The sequence below is a fragment of the Nitrosophilus kaiyonis genome (genome assembly GCF_027943725.1).
Taxonomy (GTDB): Bacteria; Campylobacterota; Campylobacteria; order Campylobacterales; family Nitratiruptoraceae; genus Nitrosophilus_A; species Nitrosophilus_A kaiyonis.
Genome location: NZ_AP025696.1, coordinates 1,539,581 through 1,557,857, shown reverse-complemented (window position 1 = coordinate 1,557,857; position 18,277 = coordinate 1,539,581). Strand labels below are relative to the sequence as shown.

General features: G+C 27.7%; 18 protein-coding genes and 1 pseudogene. 14 read left to right on the top strand and 5 right to left on the bottom strand.

Annotated features, from left to right (window positions below):
• Positions 1–60: 60 nt before the first annotated feature.
• From gatB to QML81_RS08140, 5 genes are read left to right on the top strand one after another with little or no spacing between them, the layout of a single operon-like run.
• Positions 61–1,491, top strand: a complete 1,431-nt coding sequence (gatB, locus tag QML81_RS08160) for an Asp-tRNA(Asn)/Glu-tRNA(Gln) amidotransferase subunit GatB (RefSeq protein ID WP_281950937.1) — start codon at positions 61–63, stop codon at positions 1,489–1,491.
• Positions 1,488–3,080, top strand: coding sequence for an ion transporter (locus tag QML81_RS08155; RefSeq protein WP_281950936.1), 1,593 nt, complete (start codon positions 1,488–1,490; stop codon positions 3,078–3,080). Before gatB ends, QML81_RS08155 begins: the two co-directional genes overlap by 4 nt.
• Positions 3,061–3,783: an NAD-binding protein gene (locus QML81_RS08150; RefSeq protein ID WP_281950935.1), complete on the top strand. Its 723-nt coding sequence runs from the start codon at positions 3,061–3,063 to the stop codon at positions 3,781–3,783. The genes QML81_RS08155 and QML81_RS08150 overlap by 20 nt, the downstream gene beginning before the upstream one ends.
• Positions 3,780–4,667, top strand: coding sequence for an NAD(P)H-dependent glycerol-3-phosphate dehydrogenase (locus QML81_RS08145; protein WP_281950934.1), 888 nt, complete (start codon positions 3,780–3,782; stop codon positions 4,665–4,667). The genes QML81_RS08150 and QML81_RS08145 overlap by 4 nt, the downstream gene beginning before the upstream one ends.
• Positions 4,664–5,410: an HDOD domain-containing protein gene (locus QML81_RS08140; RefSeq protein WP_281950933.1), complete on the top strand. Its 747-nt coding sequence runs from the start codon at positions 4,664–4,666 to the stop codon at positions 5,408–5,410. Before QML81_RS08145 ends, QML81_RS08140 begins: the two co-directional genes overlap by 4 nt.
• Here the strand turns inward: QML81_RS08140 and QML81_RS08135 are convergent.
• A pseudogene (locus QML81_RS08135) lies at positions 5,405–6,364 on the bottom strand (NAD(P)-binding domain-containing protein). The gene QML81_RS08140 and the pseudogene QML81_RS08135 sit on opposite strands and share 6 nt — an antisense overlap.
• 121 nt (positions 6,365–6,485) lie before the next feature.
• On the opposite strand from QML81_RS08135, the gene QML81_RS08130 reads away from it, so the two are divergent.
• The gene (locus QML81_RS08130; protein ID WP_281950932.1) at positions 6,486–7,721 is read left to right on the top strand and encodes a glutamate-5-semialdehyde dehydrogenase; all 1,236 of its coding nucleotides are present in this window, start codon (positions 6,486–6,488) and stop codon (positions 7,719–7,721) included.
• 39 nt (positions 7,722–7,760) lie between these two features.
• Here QML81_RS08130 and QML81_RS08125 read toward each other — a convergent pair whose 3' ends face one another.
• Together QML81_RS08125 and QML81_RS08120 are read right to left on the bottom strand one after the other, a co-directional pair.
• Positions 7,761–8,849, bottom strand: coding sequence for an SO_0444 family Cu/Zn efflux transporter (locus QML81_RS08125; RefSeq protein ID WP_281950931.1), 1,089 nt, complete (start codon positions 8,847–8,849; stop codon positions 7,761–7,763).
• 9 nt (positions 8,850–8,858) lie between these two features.
• Positions 8,859–9,269: a c-type cytochrome gene (locus QML81_RS08120; RefSeq protein WP_281950930.1), complete on the bottom strand. Its 411-nt coding sequence runs from the start codon at positions 9,267–9,269 to the stop codon at positions 8,859–8,861.
• Between the two features lie 84 nt (positions 9,270–9,353).
• Between QML81_RS08120 and QML81_RS08115 the strand changes: the two genes are divergently transcribed.
• The 8 genes from QML81_RS08115 to QML81_RS08080 all read left to right on the top strand — a co-directional run bounded on the left by QML81_RS08115 (position 9,354) and on the right by QML81_RS08080 (position 16,609).
• On the top strand, positions 9,354–9,653 hold the full coding sequence (locus QML81_RS08115; RefSeq protein ID WP_281950929.1) for an ArsR/SmtB family transcription factor: 300 nt from the start codon (positions 9,354–9,356) through the stop codon (positions 9,651–9,653).
• Positions 9,647–9,946: a hypothetical protein gene (locus tag QML81_RS08110; protein ID WP_281950928.1), complete on the top strand. Its 300-nt coding sequence runs from the start codon at positions 9,647–9,649 to the stop codon at positions 9,944–9,946. The genes QML81_RS08115 and QML81_RS08110 overlap by 7 nt, the downstream gene beginning before the upstream one ends.
• 117 nt (positions 9,947–10,063) lie before the next feature.
• A complete protein-coding gene (locus tag QML81_RS08105; protein ID WP_281950927.1) occupies positions 10,064–10,372 on the top strand; it encodes a PepSY domain-containing protein in 309 nt (102 codons plus the stop codon).
• Positions 10,369–11,517 carry a TolC family protein gene (locus tag QML81_RS08100; protein ID WP_281950926.1) on the top strand — a complete coding sequence of 383 codons (1,149 nt, stop codon included), beginning with the start codon at positions 10,369–10,371 and terminating at the stop codon, positions 11,515–11,517. The genes QML81_RS08105 and QML81_RS08100 overlap by 4 nt, the downstream gene beginning before the upstream one ends.
• Entirely contained in the window at positions 11,510–12,610 is a 1,101-nt protein-coding gene (locus QML81_RS08095) for an efflux RND transporter periplasmic adaptor subunit (RefSeq protein ID WP_281950925.1), read from the top strand. The genes QML81_RS08100 and QML81_RS08095 overlap by 8 nt, the downstream gene beginning before the upstream one ends.
• Before the next feature lie 9 nt (positions 12,611–12,619).
• Positions 12,620–15,655: an efflux RND transporter permease subunit gene (locus QML81_RS08090; RefSeq protein WP_281950924.1), complete on the top strand. Its 3,036-nt coding sequence runs from the start codon at positions 12,620–12,622 to the stop codon at positions 15,653–15,655.
• A gap of 40 nt (positions 15,656–15,695) precedes the next feature.
• Positions 15,696–16,031, top strand: a complete 336-nt coding sequence (locus tag QML81_RS08085; protein ID WP_281950923.1) for a zinc ribbon domain-containing protein YjdM — start codon at positions 15,696–15,698, stop codon at positions 16,029–16,031.
• Positions 16,031–16,609: an ATP-binding cassette domain-containing protein gene (locus QML81_RS08080; protein ID WP_281950922.1), complete on the top strand. Its 579-nt coding sequence runs from the start codon at positions 16,031–16,033 to the stop codon at positions 16,607–16,609. Before QML81_RS08085 ends, QML81_RS08080 begins: the two co-directional genes overlap by 1 nt.
• On the opposite strand, the gene QML81_RS08075 is transcribed toward QML81_RS08080, so the two are convergent.
• On the bottom strand, positions 16,599–17,288 hold the full coding sequence (locus QML81_RS08075) for a lysophospholipid acyltransferase family protein (RefSeq protein WP_281950921.1): 690 nt from the start codon (positions 17,286–17,288) through the stop codon (positions 16,599–16,601). The two genes, QML81_RS08080 and QML81_RS08075, sit on opposite strands and share 11 nt — an antisense overlap.
• Positions 17,266–18,159, bottom strand: a complete 894-nt coding sequence (locus QML81_RS08070; RefSeq protein WP_281950920.1) for a hypothetical protein — start codon at positions 18,157–18,159, stop codon at positions 17,266–17,268. The genes QML81_RS08075 and QML81_RS08070 overlap by 23 nt, the downstream gene beginning before the upstream one ends.
• Between the last annotated feature and the right edge of the window lie 118 nt (positions 18,160–18,277).

Below are 18,277 nucleotides of genomic sequence, written 5' to 3'. Positions count from 1 at the left end.
ATTTAACCCTCTTTTTATCAATAATTTTGTAAAATCAAAAGAAAAAATCAAAGGAATTTTATGGAATTTGAGGTAGTTATAGGTTTAGAAGTTCATGTTCAATTAAATACTAAAACAAAAATGTTTTGCTCTTGTCCCACAAGTTTTGCTGATATTCAAAATAAAAACACTTGTCCTACATGCTTAGCTCTTCCAGGTGCTTTACCTGTTATTAATGAAGAAGCTGTGAAAAAAGCCATGATGTTTGGTTGGGCTATAAATGCAACAATAAATAAAAAATCTATTTTTAATAGAAAAAACTATTTCTATCCTGATCTTCCAAAAGGTTATCAAATAAGCCAATTTGAAGTTCCAATTGTTGAAAATGGTTATCTTTTTATTGATAAAGAGGATGGGTCAAAAAGAAAAATAGGCATTACAAGAGCCCATTTAGAAGAGGATGCAGGAAAAAACATTCATGAAGGTGAAATAAGTAAAGTTGATCTAAATCGTGCTGGCACTCCTCTTTTAGAGATAGTAAGTGAGCCAGATATTAGAAGCAGTGAAGAGGCAGTACAATACCTAAAAAAGCTTCATGCAATAGTAAGATATCTTGATATTAGTGATGCAAATATGCAAGAAGGATCTTTTAGATGTGATGCTAACGTATCAATCAGACCAAAAGGTGATGAAAATCTTTATACAAGAGTTGAGATTAAAAATTTAAACTCTTTTAGATTTATACAAAAAGCAATTGATTATGAAGTACAAAGACATATAGAAGCATGGGAAGATGGAGTATATGAAAAAGAGGTGGTTCAAGAGACAAGGCTTTTTGACTCTCAAAAAGGTGTTACAAGAAGTATGAGAGGAAAAGAAGAGAGTGCAGATTATAGATATTTTCCAGATCCAGACCTACTTCCTGTAATTATTCCAGAGAGTTTTTTTGAAGAGACGAAAAATATTCCAGAACTTCCAGATGAAAAAGAGGAAAGATTTATTAAAGAGTATAAGATAAAGCCATATGATGCAGCTTTGATTGCCTCTTCAAAAGAGATGGCAGAGTTTTTTGAAGAGATGATGGAAGAAAATATTGAAGCAAAAAACGGTGTTACATGGCTTACAGTTGAGCTTGCAGCAAGACTCAATAAAGCTGGCCTTGATATAACAGAATCACCAGTTGATGCTAAAAAATTGGCAAAACTTGTAAAAAGAATAGAAGATAAAACAATAAGCGGTAAGGCTGCTAAAGATGTACTTGATTTTCTTATGGAAAATAGAGTTGAGGTTGACGAAGCTATTGAAAAATTGGGACTTAAACAGATAAGCGATACTGGTGCAATTGAGGCTATGATAGATGAAATTCTTTCTAAAAATGAAGATAAAGTAGCTGAATATAAAGCAGGAAAAGAGAAGCTTTTTGGATTTTTTGTTGGTCAAGTAATGAAAGCAAGTAAGGGAAAAGCAGACCCAAAACTTGTAAATGAAATATTAAGGAAAAAACTATCTTGAAATTTTCGCAGATTTTAGTTGATATAGCTTTTTTGCTTGAGGGATCACAAAGATATAAAAAAGTAAAACTTTTTTTTAAAAATTTATTGGAAAATGAAAATTATCCTTTAAAAAGATACTTTGACTATTTTATGATTTTTCTTATTCTCTCAAGTGTTATTATAATAATAGAAGAGGTAAAAACACCTATTTCTAAATGGCTTTATTATTATGATGTATATTTTGTAACTGGTGTTTTTATTGTTGAATATTTGTTAAGGCTTTGGGTTTATAATGATGTTGGAAAAATTATTATAGAGGAGTTTGAAAATTCTGTTTTTTTAGAAAAAGAGTTTGACACAAAGAGTGTTTTAAAAGAGATATTGAAAAAAAAGTTAGAATATATTACTTCACCTTTGGCAATAATTGATCTTTTAGCAATTTTACCAAGTTATAGAGAGTTAAGAATTTTAAGAATTTTCGTGCTTTTTAGAGTATTTAAACTTTTGAGATATTCTCAAAGTGTTACTCATTTTTTACAAGTTCTTGCATCAAAAAAGCTTGAACTATTTACCCTTTTATTATTAGTTGCATTTGTTGTTTTAATATCTGGCATTAGTATATATGTATTTGAAGAGCAAAAAAATCCAAATATTTCTACACTTTTTGATGCCTTTTACTGGGCATTAGTTACAATTTCAACTGTTGGATTTGGTGATATTACTCCAGTTACTAATGAAGGCAGAGGTATAACTCTATTTATTATTTTAACTGGAGTAGGACTTATCTCATTTGCAACTTCAATAATTGTATCTGCTTTTAATGAGAAAATGCATGAAGTAAAAGAGAATAAAATATTAAATACAATAAATAAAATGGATAATGTTTATCTTATTTGTGGTTATACTCACATTTCAGATTTAATTGCAAAAAGATTTAAAAAAGATAATAAAAATTTTTTAATAGTAGATTTAGATGAAACAAAAGTAGAGGAGGCTTTAAAAAAAGGTTATTATGCCATAAAAGAGGATGCTTCAAAAAAAGATTTATTTAAAAAATTGGATTTTGAAAGAATAAAATCTGTTCTAGCAATGACAGATAAGGATATGCATAATATTTTTATCTGTTTAAATGTTAGAAGTTTTAGCAAAGATATATTTTTAATTTCAAGGACTGTTGATAAAAACTCATATAAAAAATTAAAACTTGCAGGAGCTAATTATCTAATTTCACCATATGATACTGCAGGAGTTTATGCTACAAAAATTATTGAGCAACCAATAGCAATAACAGCAATTAATGATATTTTAACTGCTAAAAAAAATGCTTTATGTGATCAGGTAGAGGTTTTAAAAGGCTCTTTTTTGGAAAACAAAAAAATAAAAGATTTGGATTTTGCAAAATATAAAATAATTCTTCTTGGAGTTATCAGACACTTTGAAAAAGAGTTAGAGCCTAAAATCGATAGAAAATTTTATTTTAATCCAGAAGATGATTTTCAATTACAAGCAAATGATATATTAATTATACTTGGTTATAATCTCTCTATCAACAATTTTAAATCACAAATTACAGAAAGTACATTGAGCCATGCAAGAGAAAAAAGATAAAATATTACTTTTTGGATATGGAAGATATGGTGAACAGATAGGTAAATATCTATTAAATAATGGATATGATGTTTATATTGCCGAATCAGATAAAAAAAATTTAAAGCATGCATCTGTAGACGGTTACGAACATATATTGATAGTAGATATTGAAAATGATGAAGATATTGCAAATACTATTTTTGATAATGGAATTAAAAAAGTATTTTGTGCATATGATGATGAAGAGGTAAATATATATCTTACAATTACATTAAAAGCAATTTTTAGCAAAATTGAAATAATTTCAATTTGTGAGTCAAAAGAGACTGAGAGAAAATTAAAACTTGCAGGGGCAGATAAAGTTATTGATACAATGGAAGTTGCAGCAAATAAAATATACTTTATTCTTGAAAAACCTGCTGTAGCAGAAGCTATTGATAATATTTTACAAGACCCAAATATAGCATTTTATGAGATTGAAATTCCAAAAAACTCTTTTTTAGATGGAATTGATATAACTGATGCAAAAATAAAAAAAAGATTTGATATTATTGTAATTGGGATAGTAGATATAGAGCTTGGAAATAGGTTTACTTTTATAACTAAGGGTATAAGACACAAACTTGATGCAGGTGATATATTGGTGGTTATTGGTAAAAAAGATAATATTAAAAAATTTCAAGAAGAACTTTTGAATTCATCTATAAAAGGCAATGAATGAAAATAGGTATAATTGGTGCAGGAAAATGGGGACAGGCATTGCAGTATGCCTTATCTCAAAAAAATAGTGTATATATAACATCAAGACATAAAAAAGAGATTCCAAATTTTACAACTTTAAAATATTTACTTGAAAATTTTGAATATTTAGTTATTGCCCTTCCAGCCCAAGTTACAAGAGAGTGGCTTGAAAAAAATGGACTTGATAGAGATAAAAAAGTTTTAGTTGCTTCAAAAGGGATAGATGTTAAAAGCGGAAAATTTTTAAATCAAATATATGAAAAATTTTTACCAAAGGAGCATATATCCTTTTTAACTGGGCCATCTTTTGCTAAAGAGGTAAAAGAGGGATTACCTACAGCTTTAGTTGTAAATTCATTAAATCAAGAGTTAGCTCTAAAATTTGCAAATGCTTTTCCAGATTTTATTAAAACATATATAAGTGACGATGTAATAGGTGCCGAAATTGCAGGAGCATATAAAAATGTTATAGCTATTGCATCTGGAATATGTGATGGATTGAAACTTGGAAATAATGCAAGGGCAGCTTTAATGGCAAGAGGCTTAGTTGAGATGGAGAGATTTGGAAAATTTTTTGGTGGAAAAACTGAAACTTTTTTGGGTTTGAGTGGAGCAGGGGATCTCTTTTTAACTGCAAGCAGCAATCTTTCAAGAAATTATAGAGTAGGGTTTGGACTAGCACAAGGGAAAAATTTAGAAATAATATTAAAAGAGCTTGGAGAGGTTGCAGAAGGGGTATATACGAGTGAGGCTATTATAAAAATAGCTCAAAAAAATGATATATATACTCCAATAGCAAAAGAGGTATATGAAATATTAAATGGTAAAAATCCACATATCAGCCTAAGGGATTTATTAAGATGAGTATAAAAGATTTTATTATTAATGAAATTGACAAACTTCCTCCTCTTCCAAAGACAGTTCAAGAACTAAAAATATCCTATGAAGATGATAATTCAACAGCTCAAGATCTAGAAAATATAATAAAAAAAGATCCAGTTTTAGTTGTAGATATTTTAAGATTAGCCAATTCACCATATTATGGTTTTTCTCATGAGATACATGATTTAAGACATGCAATAGTTCTTTTTGGATTTGATGAAATTATAAATTTTGCTATTTACTCAGCTTTAGAGAAAAGTTTTGAATTTGATCTATCTCCATATTCTATAAATGAATTAGATTTTTTAAATTTATCTATATTAAAACAAAATATTTCAAAAAAATTTTTTAAAGAAAATAAAAATTTATCAATATTACTAAAAAGCTCTTCTTTTTTATCAGACATTGGAAAAATTGTATTAGCAAAATATGCTAAAGAAAACAGTATTTTAATTGTTGAAGAAGAAAAAAGTTTAAAAGATATTGACAATATTGAAAAAGAGCGTTTAGAATATGATACTATTGATGTATCTTGTTTAATATTTGAAAAGTGGAATTTTGATAAAAAATTTATAGATATAATTTATAATTCAAAAAAATGTTCTCAAAATGAGGTTTCTAACTATTTAAATTCAATTAGAAACATTGTAACAATTAAAGCCAATATTTTAGATACTGAAAATGTGGAGTGCATTGACAAAGAAATTATTGCCAATGCTTTATGATTTTATTTTTTTGGTTATGTAAGAAGCTATTTTATAGCCATGATTTAAAGCAATTGCTATTGAACCTCCAGTTTCTGTAACTATATCTCCAGCTGCAAAAAGTCCAGGAGTTTTGGTTTCAAAATTTTCATCAACTTCAACTTTGCCTTTTTTAACTTCAATACCACACTTTTTTAAAAATTCTGTTGGAGTTGTTCCTCCAATAGCATAAATTATCCTATCATATATTTGGCTTGAGCCATCTGTAAAATTTACTTTTGGTTTTCCATGCTCACTCTCAAGTGATATGATATCAACTCCAAGTTTTAATTTTAATTTTTGATTTTTTATATATTCATTTACAATTTTTTCATTTTCTGGATTTAATCTTGTAAATTTTTCTCTTCTATAATTTAAAGTAACATCGTTAGTATCAGCTAAGAAATAGGCTTATTCGGCTGCAGAGTTTCCTCCACCAACAACTAAAATCTTTTCTCCTTTTGAGCATTTATCAAGATTAAAATTTACAAACTGTTTGATAGATGGTGGGATTTTATATGAGGGCTTATTTGGTTTTCCCATTTTTCCAATAGCTATTACAACATTTTTTGCTAAAAATTTATCATTATTTGTAGTAAATATTTCAAAAAAATCGTTATTTCTTTCAACTTTTTCTACTTCAGTTTTAAAAAGAGTATCTATTTTATGTTTATCAAGAAGTTTATCAAAAAGATCTAAAGTTGTCTCTTTAGTTCCATCCATAAAAATGATTCTTCCTTCACACTCTACCTTTTGGCCCATCCAATCTTTATCTACTCTTTTATTATCTTTGTAAAAATTTCTAATTGTTGCTGAGTGATTATCTGCTTTTTCTATTAATAAAATATTTTTAATTCCAAAAATAAAACTCTCAATAGCTGTTCCAATTCCAGCAGGTCCAGCACCTATAATAGCAATATCATAAATTTTTTCCATATTTATCCTTTATAAAAATTTCTTATATTATTTTATTATTGAACTTAAAAGCCTATTAAATAAAAATTTAATTACATAAAAAGCAGTTTATAGATAAAATAAAATAAAAAAGAGGTGGGTTATGGAGGAGTTTTTAAAAAGAGCTAAAAAAAGTGCTTCAATTTTATCAACAATTAATGGAGAAAAAAAGAAAAAAGTTTTATATGATATGGCTGATGAGCTTGAAAGAAATATAGATACTATTTTAGAAGCAAATGCATTAGATATGAAATATGCTGAAGAAAATGCTTTGTCTTCGGCTTTAAGAGATAGATTACTACTTAATAAAAATAGAGTTACTGCAATGGCTCAATCTATTAGAGAGATTGCTTTGTTAAAAGACCCAGTTGGAAGAGTATTAGATGGATGGGTTTTAGATAATGGTCTTAGAATAGAAAAAGTATCTATTCCAATTGGTGTAATAGGAATAATATATGAATCAAGACCAAATGTTACAAGTGATACTGCTGCTCTTTGTTTTAAAAGTTCAAATGTATGTATTTTAAAAGGTGGCAAAGAGGCAAAAAATTCAAATGAAGCAATTGCTAATATTTTAAGAAATGTTTTAGAAGAAAATGGTCTTCCAAAAGATATTATTTCATTATTACCTAATTATAGTAGAGAAGGAGTTAGTAAACTAATAAAGATGGATAAATATGTTGATTTGATTATTCCAAGAGGAGGAGAGGCTCTTATTAGATATGTTAGTGAAAATGCTACAGTACCTGTAGTAAAGCATGATAAGGGTCTTTGCCATACATATATAGATAAAGATGCAGATTTTGAAAAGGCAATAAAAATAGCTGTAAATGCAAAGGTTCAAAGACCCGGCGTTTGCAATGCTATGGAGACATTATTGGTAGATTATGCTATCAAAGATGAGATGCTATTAAAACTATATGAAGCATTTAAACCTCATTTAACAACTTTAAAGGGTTGTGCACTAACAAGAGAGGTTATAGATGTAGAGGAGGCAACTGAAGAGGATTTTCATACAGAATATCTTGAAAATATTTTATCAATAAAAGTTGTTGATGGAGTTGATGAAGCAATTGAGCATATAAGAAAGTATGGAAGCGGACACAGTGAGGCTATTGTTACAGAGAATTACACAACTGCAGAAAAATTTTTAAATGAAATCGATGCAGCTTGTGTATATGTTAATGCTTCAACAAGATTTACTGATGGTGGAGTTTTTGGTTTTGGAGCAGAAGTTGGAATCTCCACAAATAAACTTCATGCAAGAGGACCAATGGGTATAAATGATTTGACAACATATAAATATAAAATTTATGGAGAGGGGCAGATTAGAGAGTAGCCTCTCTCTTTTTATCATTTTTTAAAAATTTTATATTTATTAATTACAACAACTTTTTTTGGTAAGTTTATCTTTTAAAATATGATATGAAATAAGTATCCATAAAATTATAGAGCTTGCAATCATTAAAATAGATGCTTTCTCTTCTATATGGACAATAGTTTTTACATCTATATCTTTAAATATAAAATCAAGTCCTAACCCAAAAATAACTGAGCCAATAGCTATAACTCCAAGATAAATAAATACTGCTTTATTGCCTAGCATCTTTTTAACAACTCCTATTGTTACTGTATTTGTTGCGGGACCAGCGCTTAAAAATACAAAAGCAGCGCCAGCACTTACTCCATTTAACATCAAAGCTGCTGCTATTGGAAGTGAAGCTGTGGCGCAAACATACATAGGAATAGCAATTATAACAGCTAATATATATGATAGCCACACATACTCACTCAAGAGTGCACTTAAGTTTTGTGGAATTGCTACAGTTATTGCAGCTCCTATTATAAGACCCCAAAAAAGGGGTTTTGCAATATCTCCTAAAAGGGTTATAAAACCATATCTTAAAGCATTAATAAATGAAAATTTTCTCTTTTCTTCTTTGCATTCACAACTACTTGAGCAGCAAGAGTTTTTATCTGAATTAATAGAAAAATTGATTGGATTATTATTGTTAATATTGAGTGTAAATTTAGGTTTTTCTATTGTTGAATTGTTTATATCTTGTTTCTCTTTTTGTATATTTACCAATAATCCTGCAATCATTGCCATAATAATTGAAGTTACTATCCTATATATGGTAAATACCCATCCAAACATACCAAAAGTAGCCAAAATTGAATCGATTCCAGTTATTGGAGTTGATATTAAAAAGCTAAGAACACTTCCTCTGCTTGCACCACTTTTTTGCAAAGCTGTTGCTAATGGTATAACTCCACATGAGCAAACTGGAATGGGAATACCAAATAGTGTAGCTTTGATAACTGAGCCAAATGAGCTTTTCCCTAAATGCTTTTTTATAAAATCTTGCGGAACTATCTCATGTAAAAATCCAGCAATCAACAGACCAAAAAGAATATATAATGCCATTGCATTTGATAGTTCAATCAGTGCTTGAACAAAAGCCATTTTTCTCTCCTATTTTCTCATTTTACAAGCTTGACAAGTAAAATTTAATGTATATATAAAGTTTGCAACTTTTTCTTTCTCTTTATCACTTAAACTTTTTCCAATAGGCGGCATAGTTCCAAACCTTTTATATGCCATAGGCATACAAACTCCCTTTTCTTTAGATGGATTTTGAATATAATCAACAACAAAACGCACAAAATCCTCTTTTTTGGGATAAAACATCTTAACTCTTTTAGATACAGCTGCCATAGGAGGAGCTTTTATATTGTCAAAATGTTGCATTTTTTTATTTTTCATAAATCCCATAGGCGGTTTTAATATATGACAGGAAGCACAATATTTTTTATAAATATCTTTTCCTTCTTGTGCATAAATTAATCCAAATAGCATAAAGGAAACAAATATTAGTTTTTTCATAACAGATCCTTTTCAATATTGACTTATATAACAAAAATGTTATATAATGAAAGTGTTATATATTTTTACTTTGAGGAAGGTTAATTGAAAAAGTTAGTAAAAGTAGCTAAAGCTTTAGGTGATGAGAATAGATTAAAAGTTTTAGCTTTTATAGAAAAAAACAAAGAGGTGTGTGTCTGTGAAGTAAGTGAGAGTTTGGGATTTTCTCAGCCTCTTAGCTCAAAATATCTAAAACAGTTAAAAGAAGCTGGTATAATTGATAGTAAAAAAGTTGGTAAATGGAGTATATATTTTATAAAAGAAGAAAATCCATTGATTAAGCCCTTTTTAGAAGAGCTTAAAAAAGTAAAATTACCAGATATTAAAAAGTGTTTAAAATGTTAAAAAAGATATTAGCTATATTTTTATTACTTGGATTTTTTGTTAATATCACACATGCATATTTTATAGAGCGTGACCATAAACATACAATAAAAGAGTTCTCTATTGAGACTGAAAAACCTACCAAATGTGATGATTTATGTAAATATCATTTTTTCTTCCATCAAAATTTTGTATTAAAAAATAGTTTCTTTCGTATTCAAAATATCTCATATTCTAAAAAAATAGAAACAAAACTTCCTATATATTTCTCAATATATCTTAAATCACCCCCAAAGCCTCCAAAACAGATATAACTTTCCAACTAACAATCTAATATCTTATTTTTAAAAACTTAGTTATTAAAGAGTGGCTTTAAATTTCTAAAGCTTTAGTTGATAAAAAATCAAATTTAAATAATTAAAGGAGACATTATGAAAGTTATATCTGTTATAGGCCTATTTGTAGTAATTTTATATTCATCTGAAATTGAGCATATGAAAATTCATCAATACAATAAGAAAGCAACTGTAAAACTACAAAAAGAAAATCTTATGAAAAAATATGCAAAAGTTGATGAGGAAAAGTTAAAAGAGATTGTAAAAAAAGCTACAAATGAAAAGATAATCTATAAAAAAATAAAGCATCAAAACACAACTATATACTATAAGGTTTTAACAAAAAGTTACATATTAAAAATTGATGCCATAAGTGGGGAGATACTTAAAAAGGAGAAAAGATGAGAACTCTTTTTTTATTGATGATATGTTTTGTCTTCTCATTTGCTATAAGTTTTGATGAGTTTAAAAATGAGGCAATTAAAAATAGTTTTGAATTGAAAAAAAGCGATTTTCAGATAGAAAAAGATATTTTGCAAAAAGATATAGAATTAAGAGGGCTAAATCCTGAAATTGAGGCAAATATAGCAAAATATGAAAAAAATAGTGGATTTGAGACAACTTTAAAAATCCCTTTTAGACTAATAGACTATAAAAATGAATTAAAAAGTAGTTTAGATAAAAAGATTTTAGTTTCAAAAAATTTTAAAAAGGTTCAAAAAGCAAAATTTATAAAAGATTTAGAGACGCTTTATACAGAGTATATATATCAAAAAAATCTTATCTCAAATATCCAAAAAGAGATTGAGATAAATGAAAATCTATTAAATATTGCCAAAATGAAATATGAAAAGGGGTTTGGTAAAAAAATAGATGTTTTAAGGCTTCAAACAAAGCTACTTGAATTACAAAGCTCTTTAGCAAAACAGCAAAAAAAAGCTCAAACTGCTCTTTTTAAACTATATAGATATGCAACAATTAATAAAAAAGTAGATGAGAGTAGATTTTTATACAAAATTGATGATTTTAAATTGGAAAATATTGATTTTTCCTATTTTAACTATTTAGATAGAAAAAAGGAGCTCTTTTTGCAAAAAGCAAAAGTAGATTCAAAAAATTTTACTAAAGTTGATTTTATTTTAAATTATGAAAATGAACCAGAGCAAGATATCTTTAGAGCCGGAATATCTTTTGAACTTCCATTTTTTAAAAAAGATGCTGAGAAAAAGAGAAATCTTGTTTTAGCTAAAGAGGTTGAGGAGAAAAAAAGATATCTGAAAAAAGAGTTAAATATCTATAAGGATGAGTTGAAAAAAAAATATGATCTGTTAAAGAGTAGATATTTTATTTTACAAAAAGCTAAAAATGAGCTTCAAGAGCTTTTAAATCTATATATTCAAAGCTATAAAATTGATAAAAGCTCACTTTTAGAGCTTTTTCAGACAAAAAATGAGCTAATTGGAGTTAATAACAAACTTTTACAAACCATTTATGAAATAAATCTATTAGTTATAGAATCAAACTATTTAAAAGGGAGATATGATGATTAAAAAAATCTTTTTAATAACATTTTTAATTACTCTTTCATTTTCTTATGAAAAGGTTAAAAAAATAGATTTTGGAAAAATATATAAAACAAGCGCAAAGGTTGAAGTTTTTAAAAATCAGACACAAAATATAGTAGCTCAAATCCCAGGACATATAGAGAAATATTTTGTAAAAGAGGGAGATAGTGTTAAAAAAGGAGAGAAAATAGCAAAAGTTAAATCTTTTTATATAACAGAGCTAAGCAGTAATTATTTGAAATTAAAAAAGGAGATAGAGGTATTAGAAAAAAGATTAAAAAATGCAAAAGAGCTGTATAAAAAAGGTTTAATTACTTTAAATGATCTAAACAATATAAAAATCAAGCTTCAAAGCTTAAATTCAAAGCTTTCCTCAATAAAATTAAAACTAAAAATTCTTGGAATCAAAGATATAAAAAAACCTATAGAATATTTTTATATCACTTCTCATGCAGATGGAGTAATACAAAAGATTTTAACACCTCTGCATTCAAATATAGAAAGTTCAACGCCAGTTGTAAAAATTGTAAATCAAAAAAATTATTATGCAATAGCCTATTTAAATGTGGATGACGCATTAAAACTTAATAATGTAAAAGCTTTTTTTAAACTTTCAGATTTTATTTATGATACAGAGTTTATAAAAGTTATGCCTCAAGTAGATAGTGAAACTTTTCAAGCAAAACTCCTTTTTCATATAAAACCATCAAATAAACCTTTATTAATAGGAGCTTTTGGGGATATGGTAATTGAGAGTTCTCCATATAAAAAAGCATTGGCTGTAAAAAAGAGTGCATTAACTATGTTAAATGGGGATTTTGTAGTGTTTGTGCCAAAAGAGGGCGAAGAACATAAAAAAGAAAATGTAGAACATAAACACAACGAACATGAAGAAGAGGGTGAAGAGCATGAGCATGAAGAGTTGAATTTTGAACCAAGAGTTGTAAAAGTTGTTGAGTTTTTAAAAGATTTTGCAGTAGTAGAGGGTTTAGAAGAGAATCAAGAATATATAGATAAAGATGTATATTTTTATAAATCAAGACTTTTAAAGAATAGTCTTGGAGAACATGGTCATTAGGAGAAAAAGATGAAAATTTATGAAATATTTATTAAATATAGGTTTTTAATAATAGCTCTTTTTATAGCTATTGTAGCCTTGGGTTATAAAGCTTATAAAGATATTCCTGTTGATGCATTTCCAGATATTACACCAAAGCAGGTTGTTATATATACAGAAAGTCCTGGAAATAGCCCAGAGATTATAGAAAAACTCATAACCTATCCCATAGAATCAGCAATGGCTGGACTTCCCGGAGTTAAGCTTATTATGTCAAACTCTATTTTTGGACTTAGTTATGTAAGTATATTTTTTGAAGATGATTATGATATCTATTTTTTAAGACAGCTTGTAAGTGAAAGACTAAATAATGTAGATATTCCAAAAGGGTTTGGAAAACCAGTAATTGGTCCAAATACTACAGGACTTGGGCAGGTTTTTTGGTATGCAATTGAAGGGAATTTGCCATTAACTAAATTAAGAGAGATTCAAGATTTTATTATAAGACCAATGTTTAAAACGGTTGATGGTGTTGAAGAGGTTATTAGTTGGGGTGGTTATGAAAAACAGATAGAGGTTTTAATTGATCCTAAAAAACTACAAGCTTTAAAAGTTACCCATGAAGATATTATAATAGCTCTCCAAAATACAAATAAAAGCGCAGGTGGACAGTATCTTGAATTTAATAAAGAGCAGTATTTAATTAGAGGTTCTGGATTTTATGAAAATTTAGATCAAATCAGAAAAACTGTAATTAGATCAAATGAGATAAGATCCATAAAGATTGAAGATATAGCACAAGTAAGAGAGGGGAAAAAACTTAGATTTGGAGCAGTAACAATCGATGGTAAAGAGAAAATGTTTGGAATGGTTTTGCAAAGAAGCTCTACAAATGCAGCTAAAGTTGTAGAGAGGTTAAAAGAAAAGATTAAAGAGATAAAAACTGCTCTTCCAAAGGGTGTGGATATTAAAACGATTTATGATAGAAGCGAAATAACAAAAAAAGCTGTAAATACAATGAGCTCATCTTTAATTACAGGAGCAATTTTAGTCAGTGTAATTTTATTTTTGTTTTTATTTGAGATAAGAAGTGCTTTGATTGTTGTTTTATCTTTGCCAATCTCTCTTTTGATGGCATTTTTATTGATGAGATATTTTGGAATGAGTGCAAACCTTATGAGTCTTAGCGGGCTTGCTATTGCTATTGGTATGATTGTTGATGCTACAATTGTTGTTGTGGAAAATAGTTTTAGACTTATTCATGACAAACCAAATGAGTCTAAAATAGATATAATTTCTCAAGCAGCAAGTGAAGTTACTAAACCTGTAATTTTTGCTATTTTTATTATTGCTGCAACATTTATCCCTCTTGTTAGTTTGCAAGGTTTAACTGGTAAACTATATTCTCCTATGGCGATAAATATAGTTTTTGTAATGCTCTCTTCAATCATTGTAGCATTGATTTTGGTTCCGATTATGAGTTATTATTTTTTAAAATCTGTAAAATTTTCTGATAGTCCTATTATGGTTTTTATTAAAAAGATATATACACCTATTTTAAAATTTGCCATAAAATATTCAAAGAGTGTAGTTACTTTCTCTTTTTTAACATTTTTTGCTCTTAGTTTTTTACTTTTACAGCAGGGAAGAGAGTTTATGCCAAAGCTAAATGAAGAGTCCATTATGTATAGAGTTATTGCAATTCCAGGTACTGCTCTAAGTCAAAGTGTAAATTTGAGCAAAAATATAGAAAATTTGATAAATAAAAAATATTCAAATTATGTAGATAATGTTGTAGCTATGATAGGAAGAAGCGAAAAGGGTGAGACTGCTGGAGCTAACTATATGGAGGTTTTGATAAATCTAAAAAGAAAAGATTTTGATATAAAAAATCTTGAGAGTAAAATCACAAAGGATTTAAAGAAAAATTTTGATTTTGTTCAGTTTGTTCCTACCCAACCTATAGCTATGAGAATAGAAGAGCTTTTAGAGGGGGTAAAAGCAGAACTTGCCGTTAAGATTTTCGGAGAGGATCAAAAGATTTTAAACTCTTTAGCTAAAGAGATAAAAGATGTTTTATCAAAAATTGATGGATTGGAATCGATAGAGATAGAGTCTCAGCTTGGACAAGGAGAGATTTTGATAAAGCCAAACTATCTTGCAATGGCAAGATACTCGATAAAACCTCAAGAGCTAATGGATGTTATAAAATATCTTTTAGGAGAAGAGAGAGTTACAGATAAGTTTGAGGGTATAAAAAGATTTCCTATTGTTGTAAAACCTGATGAAAAAAAAGATATAAAAACTATTCAAAATCTTCTCATTAGAAGTGAAAATGGAAAGGTTGTTAAGTTAAAAGAGATTGCGGATATAAAGATATTGCAAGGTCCATCATTTATAAAAAGAGAAAATCTAAATAGATATATTGTTATATCTTTTGATGTAGAAGGAAGAGATATAGCCTCTTTTGTGAATGAAGCAGATAAAAAGATAAAAAAGCTTATCAATTTTCCAAGCGGATATTATATAAGTTGGGCTGGAGATTTTAAAAATATGCAAGAGGCTTTAAAAAATCTATCTATCATTATCCCATCTACTTTGATTTTAGTCCTTCTTCTATTATATACTGCATTTAATAGCTTTAAAAAGGCAATTTTGATTTTACTTGGAGTTCCTCTTGGAATAATTGGCTCAATCATTGCTTTGCTTTGGGCAGATATATATATCTCAATTGCTGCAATAATAGGATTTATTATAATTATTGCAATTGCCGTTTTAAATGGTATAGTTTTAGTTAGTTTTATAGAGAGTTTACAAAAAAGATTTCCAGATGTTAAAATGGATATATTGGTAAAAGATGCAACTCTACTTAGAATAAGACCTGTTTTAATGACAGCTTTAACCACACTATTTGGAATTTTACCACTTCTTTTTGCAAAAGGAGTTGGAAGTGAAATTGAGTATCCTTTGGCCGTTGTTGTAATTGGAGGGATAATAACATCAACTCTGATTACGCTTTTAGTATTGCCATCACTTTATTATCTTTTTTATAAAAAGAGTAGCTAAGCTACTCTTTTGTATAATAAATAAAAAAATAAGGAAAAGTATGAGTTTGCCAAAATGTCCAAAATGTGGTAGTGAATATGTTTATGAAGATGGAAATTTACTTATTTGTCCAGAATGTGGTTATGAATTTACAAAAGAAGAAGCCGAAAAGAAAGAAGAGGGATTAGTTGTAAAAGATGCTCATGGAAATATTTTGAAAGATGGTGATGATGTTATAGTTACAAAAGATTTAAAAGTTAAAGGTAGCTCTTCTACAATAAAAGCAGGAACAAAAGTTAAAAATATAAGACTTTGTGAAGGTGATCACAATATTGATTGTAAGGTTCCTGGAATTGGTGCTATGAAACTAAAAAGTGAATTTGTTAAAAAAGCTTAATGGAAAAAGTTTTAAAGATAAAAAATTTAACCTTTGGATATACAAAAGATAAACTTTTGTATAAAAATTTTTCTTTAGAGATAAAAAGAGGTGAAATTGTATCTATTGTAGGACCAAGCGGTATAGGCAAAAGCACACTTTTTGAGTTAATTGCTGGATTTTTAAAACCTATTTCTGGAGAAATAGAAGTAAAAAAATTTTCTCAAATTTATCAGGATCCTTATACATCATTTCATCCCACATACAAAATAATAGATCAAATTGCTGATGTATGTGATATAAAAGATATTGAAAAAAATGCTTTAAAAATGAATATTGAAAAAGAGCTTTTATATAAAGTACCTCATGAGCTATCAGGTGGACAGCTGCAAAGATGCTCAATTTTAAGAGCAATCATGATGAAACCAGATCTTATCTTAGCAGATGAGCCAACATCTGCTCTTGACAATATTATCCAGCTTCAAGTTATGAAGTTATTAGTATCTTTACTTGATAAAGTAGGAATATTGCTTATAACTCATGATTTGAATTTAGCAAAATGGTGTAGTGATAATATAATTATGCTGGTCAGAGATTAGCTTTTTCTTTATTTATCTCTTTTTGCATCGTCTCTCTTAACTCTTTAAGCCACTCTTTTTTAGGATCTGGATAAAAACTATCTAAATATTTAACTTTTATAATACCGGGATTTAGTTCTAATTTTTTACTATCAAATCTATCTCTTGCACATATTATTATTACAGGTTGGATTTTCAGTTTTAGTTTTTCAGCAATTATTTTTGCCCCTGGTTTAAATGGTAAAAGTTTTTCTCCTCTTGCTCTTGTACCTTCAGGAAAAATAGCAATAGTTTTATTTTTTGTTTTCTCTTTTGCTTCTTTTAGCAAAAATATTAAAGATTTTCTATCTTCTCTATCAAGTCTAATATTTTCAGGAAGTTTTAGAAGTAGTCCAAAAAAAGGAATATCAAAGAGCTCTTTTTTTGCTATCCATACCATATCATATGGATAAGTTGCTTCTATTACTGGAATATCAATAAAACTTGAATGATTCATTATTATCATCTTTGCTTCTTTATCTGGTTTTCCCTCAGTTACTATTTTTATTCCAATAAGTTTCAATATAATTTTTGTAAAAAATATTTTGATTTTTTTATAATATTTTTTTGGAAAAATTAAAAAAGCAAAAATATTAAATGTAACTAATATAATAATTACTATTGCTGCATATAAACCTCTAATTTTGGCAAATATTTTCATCTTTTACCCATCCTATTTTCCCATTTGGTAGCTCAATCTTAATATATCCATTTACTTGATTTAATTTTTTTGTTTTAAAATTAGCGTCTGTTTTATAAAAAATTGTACTATTTTTGGTAGGTAGAAGTCTTACCTCACTATCTTGCTTTACGCATACCTCTTCTAAAGGTATTGCTAAATAGGTTGCATATCCAGCAAACAAAAGAGCAATAAGTATTGAAAAAATAGATTTTTTAAATATTGCAATTATAAGAAAAATAACCGCAATAGATAAAAGAATAATAATTTTTATATTTTTATGTGAAGATTCATTTGGTTTTATGTCTGATTGAGTACTTACTGTTTCATCTTTTACATTTATAAATTTTTTAAATTTTTCAAACACATTTTTATTATTATTAAAATATGAAAATTCAAAATTTTTCATATCTTTAGGAATTTTAGCAAAATAGGTCATTTTGGAAAAAGTTGCACTTCTATTAAAATCTTCAATTTTTTCATCCTCAACAAAATTTAGATGAAAATCTTCAAGGTTTGATAGATTTGCATCAATATCCATAATTATAAGATTTTTCTCTTTATCATATTGAAGTGCTTGAAAATTTTTAACTTCAAGATTTTTTGCTATTACATTACAGTAATTTTCTGGAGGATTAAGTTTTATTACTTTAATTTTTTTTCCAGATAAAATCTCCTTTTTAATTGGAGAAAAATCATCAATTTTTAAATAAACAACTATATTTGGGATTGTAATATCGGTTGAAAGAGCTTTAAAATAGAAAGTTTTGTAAATATAAATACCTTCGACTTTTTCAGGTTCATCTGTATATATTGGCAAGATATTTTCGCCATTTTCAAAATTGTAAGACAACTCTTCATAATTATCTTCAGTTACTATTATCTTTATTGAAATTGGAAAAATTTGGTTTACAAAAATTTTTTTAGGTATTTTATGATAAGAGAGATAGAGGTATTTTTCATTTGAAGAA